The following is a 17,698-nucleotide window of genomic DNA, read 5'->3' as shown; positions in this document are numbered from 1 at the left end:
TGTCAGCAGCCGGACGCGACGGCCAGGCTTTGCCCTTCCAATCGCCGCGCCATTTTCCCATATTGGCCGCATGGCCAAACGAGAGAAGAAAACGGGCAAGCCCTCCGGGTTTGAAGAAGCCCCGCAAGCCGAGTTCGAAGGCGCTCCCTTAAGCGGGTCCGTCGAGGACTGGGTGCGCGAACTCGAGGCCGAGGCGGCGCGCGAGGCCCGCGACGCCGAAACGCGGGAAATCAGGTCGAAGGCTGGGAAACACAGGCGAAAAGCTTCTGGCGACAGAGCGCCGGCGTCCAGCGAACCTTCAGGCAAGAAGCAGGGCCGGTCCGCCAGCGCCGAGCGAAGCGAGAAGCTTAAGGGCGGAGCAGAACAATCCGGCCCGCAGGGCCGCAAGGCCGACCGGCCGTCCGAGCCTTCGCGAGGCCCCGGCGGAGCGAAGCGGCGGAGCCGCGACAGCGCGAGCCGATATGAAGTCGGCGACAAGCGCACCGGCGGCGGTGCCTCGATCGGCGGCTCGAACGATCCGCGCCAACGCGCCGCGGCAGGCCTGATGCCGGTCGCCGGCCTCGACGTGTCGCTGGAAGAAGCCGGCCAGCTTGCGTCTACCACCGGCGTTACGGCGACTGTGGAAGCGCTCAAGGCGCTGATCGATTCCGGCAATCCGCTGCACAAGAACGGCGAGTTGTGGGTGCCGCACCGCCCGGCCCGGCCCGAGAAGTCCGAAGGCGGCATAGCCATCCGCATGCAGACGCCGTTCGAGCCGTCCGGCGACCAGCCCACCGCCATCGCCGATCTCAGTGAAGGCCTCGCGGGAACGTCGCACGTGGAACCGCAATCCAAAACGCACGTTGACCGAGCGCCAGGCGAGGGAAGCGCAAGTTTTGGATCAACAGAAAACCTGGGCGAACGCACCCAGGTCCTTCTGGGCGTCACCGGCTCGGGCAAGACTTTTACCATGGCCAAGGTGATCGAGGAGACGCAGCGCCCGGCGCTGATCCTCGCGCCCAACAAGACGCTCGCCGCCCAGCTTTATGGCGAGTTCAAGAACTTCTTCCCCGACAATGCGGTCGAGTATTTCGTTTCCTATTACGATTATTATCAGCCCGAGGCCTACGTCCCGCGCACCGACACCTACATAGAAAAGGAATCTTCGATCAACGAACAGATCGACCGCATGCGCCACTCGGCGACGCGGGCGCTTCTGGAGCGCGACGACGTCATCATCGTCGCCTCGGTGTCCTGCATCTACGGTATCGGCTCGGTCGAGACCTACACGGCGATGACCTTCCAGATGCAGGTCGGCGACCGCATCGACCAGCGCCAACTGCTCGCCGATCTCGTCGCCCAGCAATACAAGCGCGCCGACGTCAATTTCGTGCGCGGCTCGTTTCGCGTGAAGGGCGACACGATCGACATCTTCCCGGCCCACCTGGAAGACCGCGCCTGGCGCATCTCGCTGTTCGGCGACGAGATCGAGACGATCGACGAGTTCGACCCGCTGACCGGCAAGAAGACCGACGCGCTGAAGTCGGTCAAGATCTACGCCAACTCGCACTACGTCACCCCGCGCCCGACGCTCAACCAGGCGACCAAGTCGATCAAGGAAGAGCTGGCCCTGCGCCTCGACGAGCTGAACCGCGCCGGCCGCCTGCTCGAAGCCCAGCGCCTCGAACAGCGCACCCGCTACGACCTGGAGATGCTGGAGGCGACCGGCTCGTGCGCCGGCATCGAGAACTATTCGCGCTATCTGACCGGCCGCAATCCCGGCGAGCCGCCGCCCACCCTGTTCGAATATGTCCCCGACAACGCCATCGTCTTCATCGACGAGAGCCACGTCACCATCCCGCAGATCGGCGGCATGTATCGCGGCGACTTCCGCCGCAAGGCGACGCTGGCCGAATACGGTTTCCGCCTGCCCTCATGCATGGACAACCGCCCGCTGCGCTTCGAGGAATGGGACGCCATGCGCCCGCAGACCATCGCCGTCTCGGCCACACCCGGCGAATGGGAGCTGGAACAGTCCGGCGGCGTCTTCGCCGAACAGGTCATCCGCCCGACCGGGCTGATCGACCCGCCGGTCGAGGTGCGCGGCGCCAAGACCCAGGTCGACGACGTGCTCGACGAGATCCGCCAGGTCTCGGCCGCCGGCTACCGCACGCTTGTCACCGTGCTGACCAAGCGCATGGCCGAGGACCTGACCGAATATCTGCATGAACAGGGCGTCCGCGTCCGCTACATGCACAGTGACATCGACACGCTGGAGCGCATCGAGATCATCCGCGACCTGCGCCTCGGCGCCTTCGACGTGCTGGTCGGCATCAACCTGCTGCGCGAGGGCCTCGACATTCCCGAATGCGGCTTCGTCGCCATCCTCGACGCCGACAAGGAGGGTTTCCTGCGCTCCGAGACGTCGCTGGTCCAGACCATCGGCCGCGCCGCGCGCAATGTCGACGGCAAGGTCATCCTCTATGCCGATCATATCACCGGCTCGATGCAGCGCGCCATGGACGAGACCAGCCGCCGTCGCGAAAAGCAGATGGCCTGGAACGCCGAGCACGGCATCACGCCGCAATCGGTCAAGGCCAACATCGCCGACATTCTGGATTCGGTCTATGAGCGCGACCATGTCCGCGCCGACATCACCGGCGCCAAGGGCCAAGGAAAGGGATTCGCCGCTGACGAGGGCGCGCTGATCGGCGCCAATCTCGAGGCCCACCTCAAGGCGCTGGAAGGCCAGATGCGCGACGCTGCCGCCGATCTCGACTTCGAGACCGCCGCCCGCCTGCGCGACGAGATCAAGCGCCTGCGCGAGACGGAGCTTGCCCTCATGGACGACGCTTTGGATAGAGACGCGGGCGTGGAGAACACGAAGGCGTCACGCAAGCGCGTCGCGCAGGGCAAACCGCCGAAAGGCGGCAAGCGCGACCGCGCGTCGGCCGGTCAGGCCGCGCCCGCGCAGGCCAGCGAGCAAGGCGAGCGCTCGGCCGTGAGCGGAGAAAACGAGACCGAAAGCTATTTCCACAAGCCGCATCTCGACGAGATGACCGTCGGCCGCACCGAGAAGCCGGTGGGCAGGACCCCGCCGCCGAAACCGCTCTCCCCCCTCGCGGGGGAGATGTCGGCGCAGCCGACAGAGGGGGGGCGCGATGGTGACGTTAAGCCGATAAAACGCCACAAGATCGGCGTCGGCAGCTACGAAGACCCCGCCGACGAACGCGCTCGCAAGCGCAAGCCGGGCAAGACTGGCCGGCCGGGGCGGTAATCCCACCCTCCGTCATCCTCGGTATCGAGGTAAGGATGACAAAGGATGGGAACTTAGCATCTCTGCAAGATTATGAGAGTTGATGGCCCGAACTCAACCTAGGATTGCGCCGCCAAACCCAAGGACTACCAATAGAGAGACCAGAAAGAATAGTAGAATCACCGTCCCGACGGCGAGCCTTCCGGACGCATTAGCTTCAAAGCTCTGCCCGATTTTTATCAGCAATTTATCACGTTCTTCAGCCATGGTCGTGCCTCGTGCTCAGGCCGCTCGTTTCACAAAGTTAAAATGAACGAACCACAGAGTCTGAATAAGCCAACTTAGAGCGTTGGTTCCCTAAACTTGGGTACAAAAAACTCTCCCCGTACTTTTGTACGAGCGCAAATCCAACACTCAATTCTGGCGTTTAGTTCCCTTCTTAGGGGCTATACGTCTAACCTAACAACCTAGAGGTTAGAGTTTAAAATCAGGCTAAGTCCTATTCATCTCATTAGCCCGCTTTATCGTTTTCCGATATGATGCCCTTTGAGACGTATGTCAATCGTAGAGAAGCATTGCGCGAAATTTACGTACCAATATTCGCAACAATTTCAATATGATAAAATCAGAGAACTGCTCTCACCATCAACGATAAGCGATCCTCACTTCGGCAAAAATGCCTAAACGAGAGAACCTTTGAAAAGCGAACCTAACGTTGAAAAAGTGCGTTTGAAGCTCTCTGAACGCTGCGCTTCCCCTGAAAAATACTCAACCATGCGCTCTGAGAAATCTTTTTTTCTTCCAATCTGCGGCTGATACAAGAACTTGAGAATTGAATCGTCCTCAATCGTGAAAAGTGAATTAATACCACTTCCTATTAATTCTTGCTTTTTTGCGTTAGTTAGTGATCTGAAAATCATTTCATTTGATTTTTTAGTTAGGTAGTTTGCTTCGAAAAAGGCCTTCCATATTTCATCTGGCGCAAACCATTCCAAACAAGGGTTCGGCAAAAATCCAAATATTTTTGCATCTGCAACAATGCTTTGGCTTGGTTCATAATATGAAATCTTAGCCAGCCTTGTTTTTTCACCCTCTAGCTTTTCATTAAACTTCGTATTTGCATCATACCCCGCATCATCTTTATCGAGCAAGCCGACTGCTATTGCTCGATCTTTAACCTCCAATCCTTTTTGAAAGTGATGCCATCCAACTAAATTGTCCGCCACTTGAGAAGCTGATGCGTTACCAGATGAAATTGAACTTACAATTGCCACATCACTCAGAACATCGATTTTTTCTCTCACGATTTTAAGTACCGCGAGATCTGAATCTCCTTCGCAAAAAAGAGTTTTCTGCCGAGGATTGATCGTTTCATTTTCAAGGCGCTCTCTTAAAGAGTCCAATGACTGGGTTAGTTCTCTAATTCGACTCTTACTTTTTTCGATGAATGGAGAAACCACACGTAAAACGCCCATCTCGTCCCATATGTCGCCTTCATTGTCCGAAACGCGCGTAATTCCTTCGAGCTTTGAGAAATATATTGCCTGCACGCTCTCACGCTCCTCGAGGTGAAAAAATATTGGCGAATGCGTTGCTAAGAACAATTGATACTCGCTCTTAAAGGCGATTTCAGCGAACTGTTCGCGCAGATCAAAAGCGGATATAAAATCAACGCTATTTTCTGGTTCCTCGAATCCCCAAATGTGAAATGACTGATAATGGCCGGCACGTCGTGCTTTCAGATCGCATAGAAATTTTACCAATGATGGCACATGGCGAACTCTTATACCGTCACCGCGCCGATCCAGATCGATACCCTCCGACTCAAACTGGATTAAACGAAAAACAGATCTAAGATTTGTCGGTAGTTTCGGATTACTCTCGGTTTTAAGGTAACCCGCTAACTCTTCAGAGACTTCACCCAAGACATTCTCTACGGCCGTTTGCAACGGTTCAGATGCATCCTGTAAATCATCCTCAGACACCTCCGACAGCACATCATATATGTCAGCAAGAAGCTCTGAGAAAAACTCTTTACCTTTCAAAGCGGGTATATAATGAAAATCGATATTTTTTAGATATGATCTGATTTTTGATCGGCCACCTATTTTCTCTTTTTTATTACCACTAAGAACAAAAACAGGATCTACCTCACGTAAGCCGTCGCTTCTCCAGCGCTTCGTATATTGAATTTGCCTGGCTCCTGAAGGAGATGTATACCCATTCGGTATACTAAATGTAAGGTCCACACGAACCTCTGGCGCTTTCCCTTGTCCGGTGATCGCGTGAGTCGAAAAATCTCTGTTAAAATTAAATTCGGTTCTGAAGTCGGTTTGTCCATTAAAAAACAGATTAATAGCCCTAAGTATATTACTCTTTCCGGTATCATTTCTCCCAATTAGTATATTTAAATCACAAGCATCCAGTGTAATGTCTGAGATAGAACGAAAATTGCGAATTCTTATTTTCTCAATCATATGTTCCGTTTTCGAAAATTGGCGCCGATCCGGCAGCATTCCTAATCCTGATTCTTAGCATTTTGATTTTCTTCGCCCTGTTTGTCTATAACTTGCAGGTTAGTCGCCTCAACACGCCCATGCCAATGGGCCAACTAGTTGAGATGGTTGCCCCCCCCCACTTGCACCGCCCCCTCCCCCCACCTACTTCCCCCTCCTCCCCCACCCTCCCCCGCTATTCGTCGAGCTCGTCTCGGCTATCCGCAAGCTTTACGGCGCCCAGGTCGCCGAGACCGGCGCGGGCGTATCCGAAAAAACTTGTCCACCGCCCCGCAACCTCCCGTACAATCCCTCCTGCCCTTTCGCGGAAGCCCGGCGTGCGCACCGGCTCACGGGGAGAGGTACGGTGCAGGTCGGGCGGTGCATGTCTGGATGTCGGCGATTAGCCGCGACGGAAAAAGACGGTCGTCATCCTAGGGCTTGACCAACGACAAGCGAAGCGCCGTCGGCGCGTTGGGATCCATTCCGTCATGGCGGAGCTTGGCACAGGAGTTGGCAGAATGAGATTCATTCTTCGATACTCTGCGACTCGCAACCATTCTGGAATGGATCCTCGGGTCAAGCCCGAGGATGACGATCTTCATCTAATTCACTCGCTACTCGCCAAATTCGCCGCACGGGGAGAGATAGATCCCGCGCCCGTTGCATAAGTTCTTCGCCTGTTTTTGCGTTTCTCCAACGAATTCAATCGCATGGGCAGCACGCGCCGCGAAACTTATGCAACGCGCTCAAACCTCCCGTACAATTGCACTTGCCTGCTCACGGAAGTCTGTCGTGCACACCGGCTGATGGAGAGCAGGACGGTGCCCGGTGGGCGGTGCAGAGGTGTATCGCTGGGTGATGAACCCCCACGCCGGGGCGGCATGAAGCGGCGCGCGCAGTCCTGTTTTCCCGGACATTACGATCCGGGCCGCCGACCGAAGCTGCAAGAACACCGAGCGGGCGGTCCGAGGATCGCTATACTTAACAGACGTTGCGATGCTTTGACCGCCCGTCTTCCAGTTCTTTGACAATCCGGTCTCGAAGATGAGGCGCGGCGGCGATGGAGTGCGCCTGGATGGTGGAGATTAGCCGCTATGCAAAAAGCAGGTCGTCATCCTCGGGCTTGACCCGAGGATCTATTCCGTTCTGGCAGAGCTTGGCACAGGAGCAAGCAGTGTTGGAATCATTCTTCGAAATCCGGTGTTTCGCAACCGCTCTGGAATGGATCCTCGGGTCAAGCCCGAGGATGACGCTGTACAAAGTTTCGCGCGCTAGTCGCCAAGGCACGGATGCCATTTCGAAAGCAATGGCAACGCAACATCCCTCACCCCCCGGCCCCGGTCACCGTCAGGCCGAGCATGTGCCAGGCCTGCATGCCGCCGCGATACCAGTAGATGCGGTCGCCGGGATAGCCGGCATCCAGCATCACGCGGATTGCCGCCGGCGACTGGCCGCACCACGGTCCGTTGCAGAACAGCGCCACCTTCTTGGCCGCCGCGCAGTCCCAGCCGTCGAAATCCGGCTCGCAGCCCAGTTCCGTCAGCCGTTCGCCCATCTCGAAATAGGGCAGGTTGACCGCGCCGGGGATCGAGCCGGCGATATGCAGGTCCGGCATGCGGCTGTCGACCACCGCCATCTCGGGCTCCTGCAGCATGGCGATCAGCTCCAGTTCGCCGATCGTCGTCACGCCGCCGCCAAGCGCCATCGGCCGGATGCAGAACGGCGGACAGGCGCGCGACGTCTTGGCGAATTCGCCGCTCAGCACGTGGTTTTCTTCCTGGTTGCGGCGGATTTCCATCGGCCCCTCTTCGGTCTCGACCGTCACGCTGCCGATCTCCGGCGTGATGCCGACTGTGAGGTCCGCGCCGGCCGCCGGCTCGGCCAGCGCCAGCCCGGCCAGCATCAGCCCGAATGTGGCCGCGACGATTGCTGCGATGCGCATGAAGTCCTCCCGTTGATGGTTCGGACCAAGACATATCATTTTCTGCATATGTCGCCACCCCCTTTCGCCCGCGGCGCGGGGTTGCGCGCAAAGAAAACGCTGTCGCGCCGGCGCGGCTTCTGGCATGGTGGATTCGCCCCAACCGGAATACCGCCCATGCGCCTTGCCCCGTCCAAGCGCTTTCTCACTGCCCTCCCATTCGCCTGTTTCGCCCTGCCCGCCGCCGCCCAGACCACCGATGCCGAATGCGCGGTCTATCGCGGCCAGGCGCTGGTCGAGCAGAACGCCTGCCGGCGCATCGTCGAAAGAAGCGGCGCGGCGCTCACCGACGACGGCGCCGGCGGCCCGTGGATCATCCGCTACCGTTGGGCGTCCGGCGGGTCTACGGTCACCGAAAATGTCGAGGAGTACTTTCGCATCAACGGTCAGCCGGGCGAAACCACTTGGATAGACGATGGCGACTGGTCGCTTTGCGTGAAGAATCTGACCTCGGGCAACACCTTTTGTGCGAAGTTCTGAAATTTCGCTGGCGGAAATTGGTCAAGACTTCCAATTCCCTTGCGTCCCGTGCGCCTAAAAACGCACTTCACAAAAGTTTTGCTTTACTTCTGCGGCGGTTTGACGCATCGATTGCTCCGTTCGGGCAATTTGCGAACAACGGATAACGGAAATACGGCGACCGGCACGCTTTAACAATAAGCCGGACGCGGGCCTTGGCCGGCGTGAGAACTGGTTCCTTTCCAATCCTTCGAGAACTGCCTGCCCCGCCGTTTCGCATGGTGCGAGCGGCTTTATTGATCGCGGCAGAAGAGGGCGGCCGCGCGATACAACGGAAAAGGATCCGGCACAATGTCACAGACAGGTACTGTCAAATTCTTCAACACCGACAAGGGCTTCGGCTTTATCAAACCGGACGATGGCGGTGCGGACATCTTCGTTCACATCTCGGCGCTGCAGGCTTCCGGCCTCGCCTCGCTGATGGAGAACCAGAAGGTTTCCTTCGAAACGGAACCCGACCGCCGCGGCAAGGGCCCGAAGGCGGTCAACCTGCAGATTGCCGACTGACGGTTTTCTGGAGCGGCTGCAATCCGGCCGTTTTCGAGGGGTAAACATTCTGGGGCGCGGGTCGCGATGCGACTTGCGCCCTTTGCCGTCCGGGCGCGGGTTTCCGGGGTTGGCCGCCGCGTTCAGCTTGCGTTCATGTTGCCGGTCCGACAATGCCGGCATCTGACGGGCGGTTCACGCCCGCTGTCCCATGGAGGTCATCGACGATGCACACCCTTGTCAAATCAGCACTCTGCGCGCTCGCCCTGCCCGCGCTCGCCCTGACGCCGGCCGCCGCCCAGGATCGCGGCGCCGATGGCGATGGCGGCGGTTGGAATTCAGTTCAGGAACGCGGCTACAACAAACACCGGCGCATCCACCGCAAGAAGGGTGTGGTCCGTTACCGCCCCTACAAGGTCCGCCGTCATCACAACAACGACGCCGCCATCGCGGCCCTGCTCGGTATCGCCGGCGGGGCGATCATTGCCGGCTCGATCGCCAACTCGCATCGCGCGCCACGCGAGATCTATGTAGTGCCCGATCGCGGATACTCACGCAGCCGCAATCCGCGCATCATCACCTATGAGAGCACGCTCGAACCGTGGACCCGCGGCTGGTACCGGTGGTGCGACGACCGCTACCGGTCGTTCAATCCGCGCACCGGCACGTTCCGCGGCTATGACGGCCGCGACCATTTCTGCGTACCGAAGTAAGCCAACGGTCCCCGCGCCGTGAACCGGCCCCGGATGCGGTCAACGTATCCGGGGTCGCCTTGTTCGCCAGCCGGAGCCGTCTGCGCCGGATCAGTTCAGGAACGGATTGGTCTGCCGCTCCTCGCCGAACCGACCGCCGGGGCCGTGCCCGCAGACAAAGCCGATATGGTCGCCCAGCGGCAACAGCTTGTCCTTGATCGAGGCAATCAGTGTCGCGTGGTCGCCGCCCGGAAGATCCGTCCGGCCGATGGAACCGCGGAACAGCACGTCGCCGACATGCGCGAACGCCGCTGCCCGGTTGTAGAAGACGACATGGCCCGGCGCATGCCCCGGGCAGTGCAGCACCTCGAACTCGTGGCCGCCGAACGCCAGCCGGTCGCCCTCGGAGAGCCAACGGTCCGGCGTGACATTGCGCACCGCGTCGGTGATACCGAACATTTTGGCCTGGTCTTCGAGCGCCTCGAGAAGCCCCTTGTCGTCCTTGTGCGGCCCGATGATGTCGACACCCAGCTGGTCTTTCAGGTCCATTGCGCCGCCGGCATGATCGATATGGCCATGCGTGAGCCAGATCGCATCGACGACCATGGCGTGTTCCTTGATCGCGTCGAGAATGACCGGCACGTCGCCGCCGGGATCGATCACCACGCCGTGCTTGCTTTCGGAATCGTAGATAAGCGTGCAGTTCTGCTGGAACGCCGTTACCGGAACGATCACGCCCTGGATTGTGCCTGTCATGAAAACTCCGAATGCGTTGCCGGCCTGAGGTCTCCACGGTGTAACCGTAGCGTCGCACAAAGAAAAGGCAGGCCGGATGCTCTCCGGCCCGCGCGTGCTACAGTTCGTGTGCGTTACTCGGCGGCTTCCGCCCGAAGCGGACGTACGGCATCCGCGTAGTCGTTCATCAGCACCCGCGCGATCTCGCCGACCTCGAACCGGTACGGGCCGATTTCGGAGACCGGCGCCACTTCGGCTGCGGTGCCGGTCAGGAAGCACTGCTCGAAGTCCGCCATCTCCTCGGGCTGGATGGACCGTTCGACAATCTCGATACCGCGCTTGCGCGCCAGGTCGATGACGGTGCGTCGGGTGATTCCGTCCAGGAAGCAATCCGGCACAGGGGTGTGCAAGACGCCGTCCTTGACGAAAAACACGTTGGCGCCGGTGGCCTCAGCGACCCGCCCGCGCCAGTCCAGCATCAGCGCATCGGCATAGCCCTTGGCTTCCGCCGCATGCTTGGACAGCGTGCAAATCATGTAGAGGCCGGCGGCCTTCGACCTCGACGGTGCGGTCATCGGATCCGGCCGCCGGTACTCGGCCATGTCCAACCGCAGGCCCCGCAGCCGCTCCTCGGGATCGAAATAGCTCGGCCACTGCCAGATTGCGATCGCCAGGTTGATCTTGTTCTTCTGTGCCGAGACGCCCATCATCTCCGAGCCGCGCCAGGCGATCGGGCGGACATAGGCGTCCTCGAAGCCTTGCATGACCAGAAGGTTCTGGCACGCTGCATCGATCTCGGCGACCGAGTACGGAATCTCGAAGCCAAGGATTCGCGCAGATTCTTGCAGCCGTTCGGTGTGCTCCGTCAGCTTGAAAATCTCGCCGCCATAGGCCCTTTCACCCTCGAAGACCGCACTGGCATAGTGCAGCCCGTGCGTGAGCACATGCACCTTGGCGTCGCGCCAGGCAATGAACTCGCCATTCATCCAGATGTGACCATCCAGTTGGTCAAATGAAACTGAAGCCATGAGGGTACTCCGTCTATCCGCCGTGACACTTGTCTTGTGGTCGGCCCATGCCTATGGCATGGCGCCGTTCCAGCGTCTTTTCGCGCGCCCTACGCAATATCCGGCAACTGTCGTGCCGGTGATGTTTGCGAATGCTGCGCGATCGCGCCGGTGATTTGAAGGAAATTACCCAATGCGGGAAAATATGTCAACATGGCTGACATAAAATTGCGACTGATGTAGAATTATACCTGAACACCATCCCGACAACGCTTGCAGACAGTCCATCATGCCCCTTCCCACCGAAAACCTGATCGAGTTGCTCTTCTTCGCCTACCGGGATTTCGTCTCCGATCCCGACAGCATTCTGGAGGAGATCGGCTTCGGCCGGGCCCATCACCGGGTACTGCACTTTGTCGACCGCAAACCCGGTCTCACCGTCGCCGAACTGCTGGATCTGCTGAAGATCACCAAGCAAAGCTTGGCACGCGTCCTCAAGCAACTGGTCGATGCCGGCCATATCGAGCAACGACCCGGGCCCGTCGACCGCAGGCAGCGTGAACTCTATCTGACCGACACCGGCCGCGCCCTGATCCAAGACCTGCGCGAGCCACAGTCTCGCCGTATAATCGCGGCATTGGAGAAATCCGGCCGTACGGAACAAGAGATCGCGCAGTTTCTGCTCGCGATGGTGACGGCGGAAGCGAAAGACCAGATCGACACGCTCAACAGGGCCGGCGAGCCGGCGCTGGTAAAGGCAAGGGAAGAACCGGGCGGCAGCCAATGAATGACAAGACCATCGCCACGCCCGATGACGACGCAGCACATGTCCTGATTGTCGACGACGACACCCGCATTCGCGAGTTACTGACTGAGTATCTGGGCCAGAACGGCTTTCGGGTCAGCAATGCCGGAACTGCGGAAGAGGCCTGTCGCAAGATCGACGGCCTGGAGTTTGATCTTCTCATTCTAGACGTGATGATGCCTGGCGAAAGCGGCGTGTCGATGGCCCGGCGCCTGCGCGAAGAACGGCACGACGTCCCGATCCTGATGCTGACCGCACGCTCGGAAACCGACGAGCGCATCGAGGGTCTAGAAGCGGGCGCCGACGATTACCTGCCCAAGCCATTCGATCCGCGCGAGTTGCTGCTGAGGGTACGCAACATTGTCCGGCGCGGCGCACCGCAGGCGCCGATGAAGATCGAGCAGATCGTTTTCGGCCCGTTCACCTTCGTGATCCCCAAGCGCGAATTGAAGAAAAATGGCGAAGCCGTCCACCTGACCGACCGCGAGCAGGAAATCATGGTCCGCTTTGCCGAGAAAGCGGGCGACACGATCCCGCGTCACGAAATGTTCGCCGCCAACCCGGGGATCGGCGAACGCACGATTGACGTCCAGATCAACCGCCTCCGCCGCAAGATCGAAAGCGATCCGGCTAACCCGCGTTATCTTCAAACGGTCCGGGGAATAGGCTACCGTTTGTCGGTGGAATAGCGGCCTCGTTATGGACGGGCCGCGCAAGCGGCGGTAACCGGACACATGGCCACGTCGGAACTCAACCGAAGCCGATCGACACGCTCGCGAACGCGAGCCGTGTGGTTGCGCGCGCGCCGGCTCTACCGGATCACCAATTTGTGGATACGGCGCTACGCCGACCGGATCACCCGGTCGATGCCCCGCGGGCTTTATGCGCGCTCGCTGATCATCATCATCGCGCCCATGGTGCTTCTGCAATCGGTGATCGCCTTCGCTTTCATGGAGCGGCACTGGCAGACCGTCACCCAGCGCCTGTCGACAGCCGTTACCCGCGACATCGCCGCCATCGTCGATATGATCGAAACCTATCCGAAGGATGGCGAGTTCGAGGAAATCACCCGCATCGCCCGCGAGCGGCTGGCATTGAATGTGGCGATCCTGCCGCCCGACCCACTGCCTGCGCCCGCGCCCAAACCCTTCTTCTCGATTCTCGACACGATCCTCAGTGAAGAAATTACGCGCCAAATCGGCAAGCCTTTCTGGATCGACACAGTCGGCAATTCCAACCTCGTGGAGATACGTGTTCAGCTCGACGAGCACGTGCTCCGGGTGCTGGCCCGGCGCAGCCGCGCCTATGCATCGAACACCCATATCTTTCTCCTGTGGATGGTCGGCACCTCGCTGGTGCTCCTGTTCATCGCAATCCTGTTCCTGCGCAACCAGATCAGGCCGATCCAGAAACTCGCTGAAGCTGCGGAGAGCTTCGGCAAGGGCCGCCCGCTGCCAGAGGATTTCCGCCCACGGGGCGCCATCGAGGTACGGCGCGCCGGACTGGCCTTCATCCAGATGCGCGAGCGCATAGAAAAACAGATCGAGCAGCGCACCACGATGCTGAGCGGCGTCAGCCACGACCTGCGCACCATCCTGACCCGGTTCAAGCTGCAGCTTGCGCTGTCGAAGGACCATTCAGTCACCGAGGCGCTCGATAAGGACGTCGCGGACATGCAATCCATGCTCGAGGGTTATCTCTCATTCGCCAAGGGCGACGTCCGCGAGGAAACCGAGGAGTTCGACATTCACGTCTTGCTGGACGAAATCGCAAAGGACGGCGAACTGCGCGGCAAGACCGTGCGGACCAGCCTGGTCGGACGCCCGGGGATCGTCGTGCGGCCCAGCGCCTTCCGTCGCCTTGTCAGCAATCTGACTTCGAATGCTTTTCGCCATGCGCAAAGGGTTGAAATCGTCGCCCGTCACTCGAAAGGCTGGCTGACGATGACCATCGACGACGACGGCCCCGGCATCCCGGAAGATCGGCGCGAGGAAGTGTTCCGGCCGTTCTACCGGCTGGATGAGGCACGAAACCTGAATGAGACCGGAACCGGCCTGGGCCTTTCGATTGCCCGCGATATCGCGCGCAGCCACGGCGGCGATATAGAGTTGCAGTCCAGTTCCATGGGTGGCCTGCGCGCCGAATTGCGCCTGCCGGTGTGACCCCTAGAGCAGCCGCTGACCATTCGGCACGGGCTTGTCGACCGCCGCCAGCACGATGGCCCCGTTATCATCCTCAAAGCCGAGCGTCAGCACTTCGGAGCGGATCGGCCCGATCTGGCGCGGCGGGAAATTGACAACCGCCATCACCTGCCTGCCGACAAGCTCTTTCGGCTCGTAGTGCACGGTGATCTGGGCCGACGACTTCTTGATGCCGATCGCCGGGCCGAAATCGATCAGCATCTTGATCGCCGGCTTGCGCGCCTCGGGAAAGGGCTCCGCCTCGACGATCGTGCCTGTGCGGATATCGACCCGCATGAAATCGTCGAACCCGATCTGCTCGGCTATCGCGTCCTGATCCACCATGTTGGTCGCCCCGGAACCCTCAGGCTTCTCCCACCGTGTCGAACATCGTGCTCTCGAGCGCCTCGCGCGCCAAGACACCCGACCACAGGACAAACTGGAACGCCTGATAGTAGGATTCGCAGGTCTCGATGGCGCTTGACAGCATCACCTCCACCTGCGCCTCCGTCGGCTCGACCCCGCCTGCCAGGATCAGCGAATGGCGGAACATCACCGCGCCTTCCTTCTCCCACAGGTCGAAATGGCCGATCAGCAACTGCTCGTTGATCAGTGAGATCAGACGCATCAGTTCCAGATAGCGATTTTCGTGAACCTTCACGTCGAAGCCGCAAGCAAAGTGCAGCGACTCGAAATCTTCCATCCACGCATAGGAGATGTGATAATTCGTCCAGTGCCCTTCCACAGCCACAGCGATTTCGTCGTCGCCAGTGCGCTCGAAGTTCCAGTCGTTCAGATGCGCAACCTGCTCGATCACATCGACGGGATGCGCGGCGCGATCAAATTCAAGTTCTACCAGGCTCATGGCCATATATGCTCCGTTCCGCTCGCCTCGCGGCGTTGCTTCCAAAACCGGGTTTTACAAAACCAATCGGTACGATGAAGGCGAACGAGTGCTGCAACGGATCACACGCGGCTGCGCTATACTTTCATTCGCAAGTTCGAATCACTCAATAATTTCAGTCTATTGATCCGCCGCCTGCGGAAAACCCCCCAGACCCGCTTCGCGGAAAATCTCGTGTGGAAATCACTGGCAAATCGCTAACCCACTGAGGGATAAGCGACTCTGAAAGCACGGTTTTTTGCCGACTGCAAATGCACGAAAAAAAATGTGAAATTTCAGTGCAACCCCGGCCCGCGGGACTATTTCGCAGCGCCGGAACCGATCTTCTCTTCCAGTTCGGCGATGCGTTTGAGCAGAAGATCGTTGTCCTCACGCGCCTTTGCGGCCATCTCCTTGACCGCTTCGAACTCCTCGCGCTTTACGAGATCCATACCCGCGAGAAACTTCTCGGCCTGATGCTGGAAGGCCGTCTCCATCTCCCGGCGCAACCCCTGGGCGCTGCCGGCCATATCCGTCATAAGCTTGGCGAAATCGTCGAGAATTTTGTTCGGGCCAGTTGTCATCACGCGCACTCCGGTGTTCAACACCTACCTATTGTCCGCGCGCCCGCTTTACAAGGACGACGCTGCGGCCGCTACGCCCCGAAACCGCCGTCTAAATCCGGACTGCCATGTTACCGCTGAGCCTGCCGCAACTCGCCATCGCCTTTCCGGCCATCGATCCGGTCATCGTGCAGCTGGGACCGGTCGCAATCCGCTGGTACTCGATGGCCTATATCGTCGGCATTCTGCTCGGCTGGCTCTATGCCCGGCGCATCGTGCGCAACCAGCGCTTGTGGGGCGGCCGCGAAGCGCCGCTGACGATCGACGATCTCGACGACTTCCTGCTGTGGGCGACCATCGGGATCGTCGCCGGCGGCCGGCTCGGATTCGTTTTGTTCTACGATTTGGCGAACTTTCTCGCCGACCCGGCCCAGATATTCGCCATCTGGAATGGCGGCATGTCTTTCCACGGCGGCCTGATCGGAACCACCATCGCGATGTTCGTCTTTGCGCGGCGGCGCGGCATACCGGTGTGGAGCCTCGTCGACGTCGTCTCCGCCGTTGTTCCCATCGGCCTGTTCTTCGGACGCATAGCCAACTTCATCAACGCCGAATTGTGGGGGCGCGTTACCGATGTGCCGTGGGGTGTCGTCTTTCCCGGCGCCGGTCCGTTTCCGCGCCACCCGAGCCAGCTCTACGAGGCGTTCCTGGAGGGCATCGTGCTGCTCGTCGTCTTGCGCGTCTGCACGCACCGCGGGTTGCGCCTGCAAACGCCGCGTTTCGTGACCGGCGCGTTCATCGGCGGCTACGGCGTCGCCCGCACGGCGGTCGAATTCGTACGCGAGCCGGACCAGCAATTGGGCTTCCTGTTCGGCGGCTGGCTGACGATGGGCATGCTGCTGTCGGTACCGATGGCGATACTCGGCCTCGTCCTGATCGTTTCGGCGCGGCGCACCGAAGCCGGCGGCGCAGCCCCGCAATGACAACGGACGACAGGCTTGAACGGCGGATCAGGCACTTGATCGAAACGGCGGGCCCGATCCCGGTATCCGATTACATGGCGACCTGCCTATTCGACCCCGAACTCGGTTACTACACCACGCGCGAACCCTTCGGCGCGTCCGGCGATTTCATCACCGCGCCCGAGATCAGCCAGATGTTCGGCGAGATCGTCGGCGCCTGGCTGATCCATGCCTGGCGCATGATGGGCCGACCGACGCCATTCGCGCTTGTCGAAATCGGCCCCGGCCGCGGCACGCTGATGCGCGACATCCTGCGAACCGCCCGCCTCGACCCGGCCTTTGCGGAAGCCGCCCAGCCATGGCTGGTCGAGGTCAGTCCCCGCCTGCGCGATATCCAGCGCGACACACTTGCCGAGGCAACGCCGCGCTGTGAGTGGAGCGATGATGTGTCCGGGCTGCCGAACCTGCCGATGCTGATTGTCGCCAACGAACTGTTCGATGCGGTGCCCTTCCGCCAGATCGTCAAATCAGCCGATGCCTGGCGCGAGCGCATGGTCTCTGTGGCCGATGACGGCAAGCTTGCCTTCGTGGCCGGTGCGACGTCGGTCGTGGGCGACATTCTGCCGCCCGGCGCGGCCGAACAGCCCGATGGGGCGGTTTTCGAGTTTGCGCCGGCCCGCGAGGCGCTGGCCTCACGCATCGCTGCCCGCCTCACCGAAACGACCGGTGCAGCGCTGTTTCTTGACTATGGCCATGCCGAACCCGGTTTCGGCGACACGTTTCAGGCATTGCGCGGCCATGCACCCGCCGGCGTGTTCGACACACCGGGGCAATGCGATCTGACGAGCCATGTGGATTTCTCTGCGCTGACGTTTGCCGCAACCGCCGCGGGGGCGTCTGCGAAGCCTGTGATCACGCAGGGCGAATTCCTGCTCTCGCTGGGCCTTGCCGAGCGCGCCGGCGCACTCGGAGCCAATGCCGATGCGGCGCGCCGGGACGAGATTCGCGTTGCCGCCGGAAGGCTCGCAGGAGCCGGCGAAAATCAGATGGGAAGCCTTTTCAAAGTGTTGTGCATCGCGGGTCAGGCACTGGATCTGCCGCCCTTTGCGCGCCGCCCCGATCAGCGCGGTTGACATGGCAAGGACCCTGAAA

17 protein-coding genes are annotated in these 17,698 nt (G+C 60.1%); 9 read left to right on the top strand and 8 right to left on the bottom strand.

Annotation, left to right across the window (positions count from 1 at the left end; genetic code table 11):
- The first annotated feature begins 70 nt into the window (after positions 1-70).
- The gene (gene uvrB, locus ACO06R_RS06765; RefSeq protein ID WP_421857626.1) at positions 71-3,256 is read left to right on the top strand and encodes an excinuclease ABC subunit UvrB; all 3,186 of its coding nucleotides are present in this window, start codon (positions 71-73) and stop codon (positions 3,254-3,256) included.
- A 93-nt stretch (positions 3,257-3,349) separates the two neighbouring features.
- Here the strand turns inward: uvrB and ACO06R_RS06760 are convergent, their stop codons facing one another.
- The 3 genes from ACO06R_RS06760 to ACO06R_RS06750 form a co-directional block, all read right to left on the bottom strand.
- Positions 3,350-3,502, bottom strand: coding sequence for a hypothetical protein (locus ACO06R_RS06760; protein ID WP_421857624.1), 153 nt, complete (start codon positions 3,500-3,502; stop codon positions 3,350-3,352).
- 413 nt (positions 3,503-3,915) lie between these two features.
- On the bottom strand, positions 3,916-5,751 hold the full coding sequence (locus ACO06R_RS06755) for an ATP-dependent nuclease (protein WP_421857621.1): 1,836 nt from the start codon (positions 5,749-5,751) through the stop codon (positions 3,916-3,918).
- A gap of 1,306 nt (positions 5,752-7,057) precedes the next feature.
- The gene (locus ACO06R_RS06750) at positions 7,058-7,675 is read right to left on the bottom strand and encodes a rhodanese-like domain-containing protein (protein WP_421857619.1); all 618 of its coding nucleotides are present in this window, start codon (positions 7,673-7,675) and stop codon (positions 7,058-7,060) included.
- 156 nt (positions 7,676-7,831) lie between these two features.
- Between ACO06R_RS06750 and ACO06R_RS06745 the strand changes: the two genes are divergently transcribed.
- From ACO06R_RS06745 to ACO06R_RS06735, 3 genes are all read left to right on the top strand, one after another.
- Positions 7,832-8,194 carry a hypothetical protein gene (locus tag ACO06R_RS06745; RefSeq protein WP_421857616.1) on the top strand — a complete coding sequence of 121 codons (363 nt, stop codon included), beginning with the start codon at positions 7,832-7,834 and terminating at the stop codon, positions 8,192-8,194.
- Between the two features lie 330 nt (positions 8,195-8,524).
- Positions 8,525-8,740: a cold-shock protein gene (locus tag ACO06R_RS06740; protein ID WP_421857614.1), complete on the top strand. Its 216-nt coding sequence runs from the start codon at positions 8,525-8,527 to the stop codon at positions 8,738-8,740.
- Between the two features lie 206 nt (positions 8,741-8,946).
- Positions 8,947-9,432, top strand: a complete 486-nt coding sequence (locus tag ACO06R_RS06735) for a BA14K family protein (RefSeq protein WP_421857612.1) — start codon at positions 8,947-8,949, stop codon at positions 9,430-9,432.
- 90 nt (positions 9,433-9,522) lie between these two features.
- On the opposite strand, the gene ACO06R_RS06730 is transcribed toward ACO06R_RS06735, so the two are convergent.
- Complete coding sequence (locus tag ACO06R_RS06730; RefSeq protein ID WP_421857610.1) at positions 9,523-10,167, bottom strand: MBL fold metallo-hydrolase; 645 nt, start codon at positions 10,165-10,167, stop codon at positions 9,523-9,525.
- Positions 10,168-10,280: 113 nt separating this feature from the next.
- Positions 10,281-11,174, bottom strand: a complete 894-nt coding sequence (locus tag ACO06R_RS06725) for a branched-chain amino acid aminotransferase (RefSeq protein WP_421857607.1) — start codon at positions 11,172-11,174, stop codon at positions 10,281-10,283.
- A 268-nt stretch (positions 11,175-11,442) separates the two neighbouring features.
- On the opposite strand from ACO06R_RS06725, the gene ACO06R_RS06720 reads away from it, so the two are divergent.
- The 3 genes from ACO06R_RS06720 to ACO06R_RS06710 all read left to right on the top strand — a co-directional run bounded on the left by ACO06R_RS06720 (position 11,443) and on the right by ACO06R_RS06710 (position 14,120).
- The gene (locus ACO06R_RS06720) at positions 11,443-11,940 is read left to right on the top strand and encodes a MarR family winged helix-turn-helix transcriptional regulator (RefSeq protein WP_421857605.1); all 498 of its coding nucleotides are present in this window, start codon (positions 11,443-11,445) and stop codon (positions 11,938-11,940) included.
- Positions 11,937-12,647 (top strand): response regulator, encoded by a 711-nt coding sequence (locus ACO06R_RS06715; protein WP_421857602.1) that lies wholly within the window; start codon positions 11,937-11,939, stop codon positions 12,645-12,647. Before ACO06R_RS06720 ends, ACO06R_RS06715 begins: the two co-directional genes overlap by 4 nt.
- A 177-nt stretch (positions 12,648-12,824) precedes the next feature.
- On the top strand, positions 12,825-14,120 hold the full coding sequence (locus ACO06R_RS06710) for an ATP-binding protein (protein ID WP_421859252.1): 1,296 nt from the start codon (positions 12,825-12,827) through the stop codon (positions 14,118-14,120).
- Between the two features lie 3 nt (positions 14,121-14,123).
- Here the strand turns inward: ACO06R_RS06710 and ACO06R_RS06705 are convergent, their stop codons facing one another.
- The 3 genes from ACO06R_RS06705 to ACO06R_RS06695 form a co-directional block, all read right to left on the bottom strand.
- The gene (locus tag ACO06R_RS06705; RefSeq protein ID WP_421857600.1) at positions 14,124-14,483 is read right to left on the bottom strand and encodes a tRNA-binding protein; all 360 of its coding nucleotides are present in this window, start codon (positions 14,481-14,483) and stop codon (positions 14,124-14,126) included.
- Between the two features lie 19 nt (positions 14,484-14,502).
- On the bottom strand, positions 14,503-15,003 hold the full coding sequence (locus ACO06R_RS06700; protein ID WP_421857598.1) for a YbjN domain-containing protein: 501 nt from the start codon (positions 15,001-15,003) through the stop codon (positions 14,503-14,505).
- A gap of 338 nt (positions 15,004-15,341) precedes the next feature.
- Positions 15,342-15,605, bottom strand: coding sequence for an accessory factor UbiK family protein (locus ACO06R_RS06695; protein ID WP_421857596.1), 264 nt, complete (start codon positions 15,603-15,605; stop codon positions 15,342-15,344).
- Positions 15,606-15,712: 107 nt separating this feature from the next.
- On the opposite strand from ACO06R_RS06695, the gene lgt reads away from it, so the two are divergent.
- Positions 15,713-16,567 (top strand): prolipoprotein diacylglyceryl transferase, encoded by an 855-nt coding sequence (gene lgt / locus ACO06R_RS06690; RefSeq protein WP_421857593.1) that lies wholly within the window; start codon positions 15,713-15,715, stop codon positions 16,565-16,567.
- Positions 16,564-17,679 (top strand): class I SAM-dependent methyltransferase, encoded by a 1,116-nt coding sequence (locus ACO06R_RS06685; RefSeq protein ID WP_421857590.1) that lies wholly within the window; start codon positions 16,564-16,566, stop codon positions 17,677-17,679. Before lgt ends, ACO06R_RS06685 begins: the two co-directional genes overlap by 4 nt.
- Positions 17,680-17,698: the final 19 nt, after the last annotated feature.

Source organism: Oricola sp., from assembly GCF_965230365.1.
In the GTDB taxonomy this organism is placed as follows: domain Bacteria; phylum Pseudomonadota; class Alphaproteobacteria; order Rhizobiales; family Rhizobiaceae; genus Oricola.
This window is presented reverse-complemented; position numbering and strand designations above follow the sequence as displayed.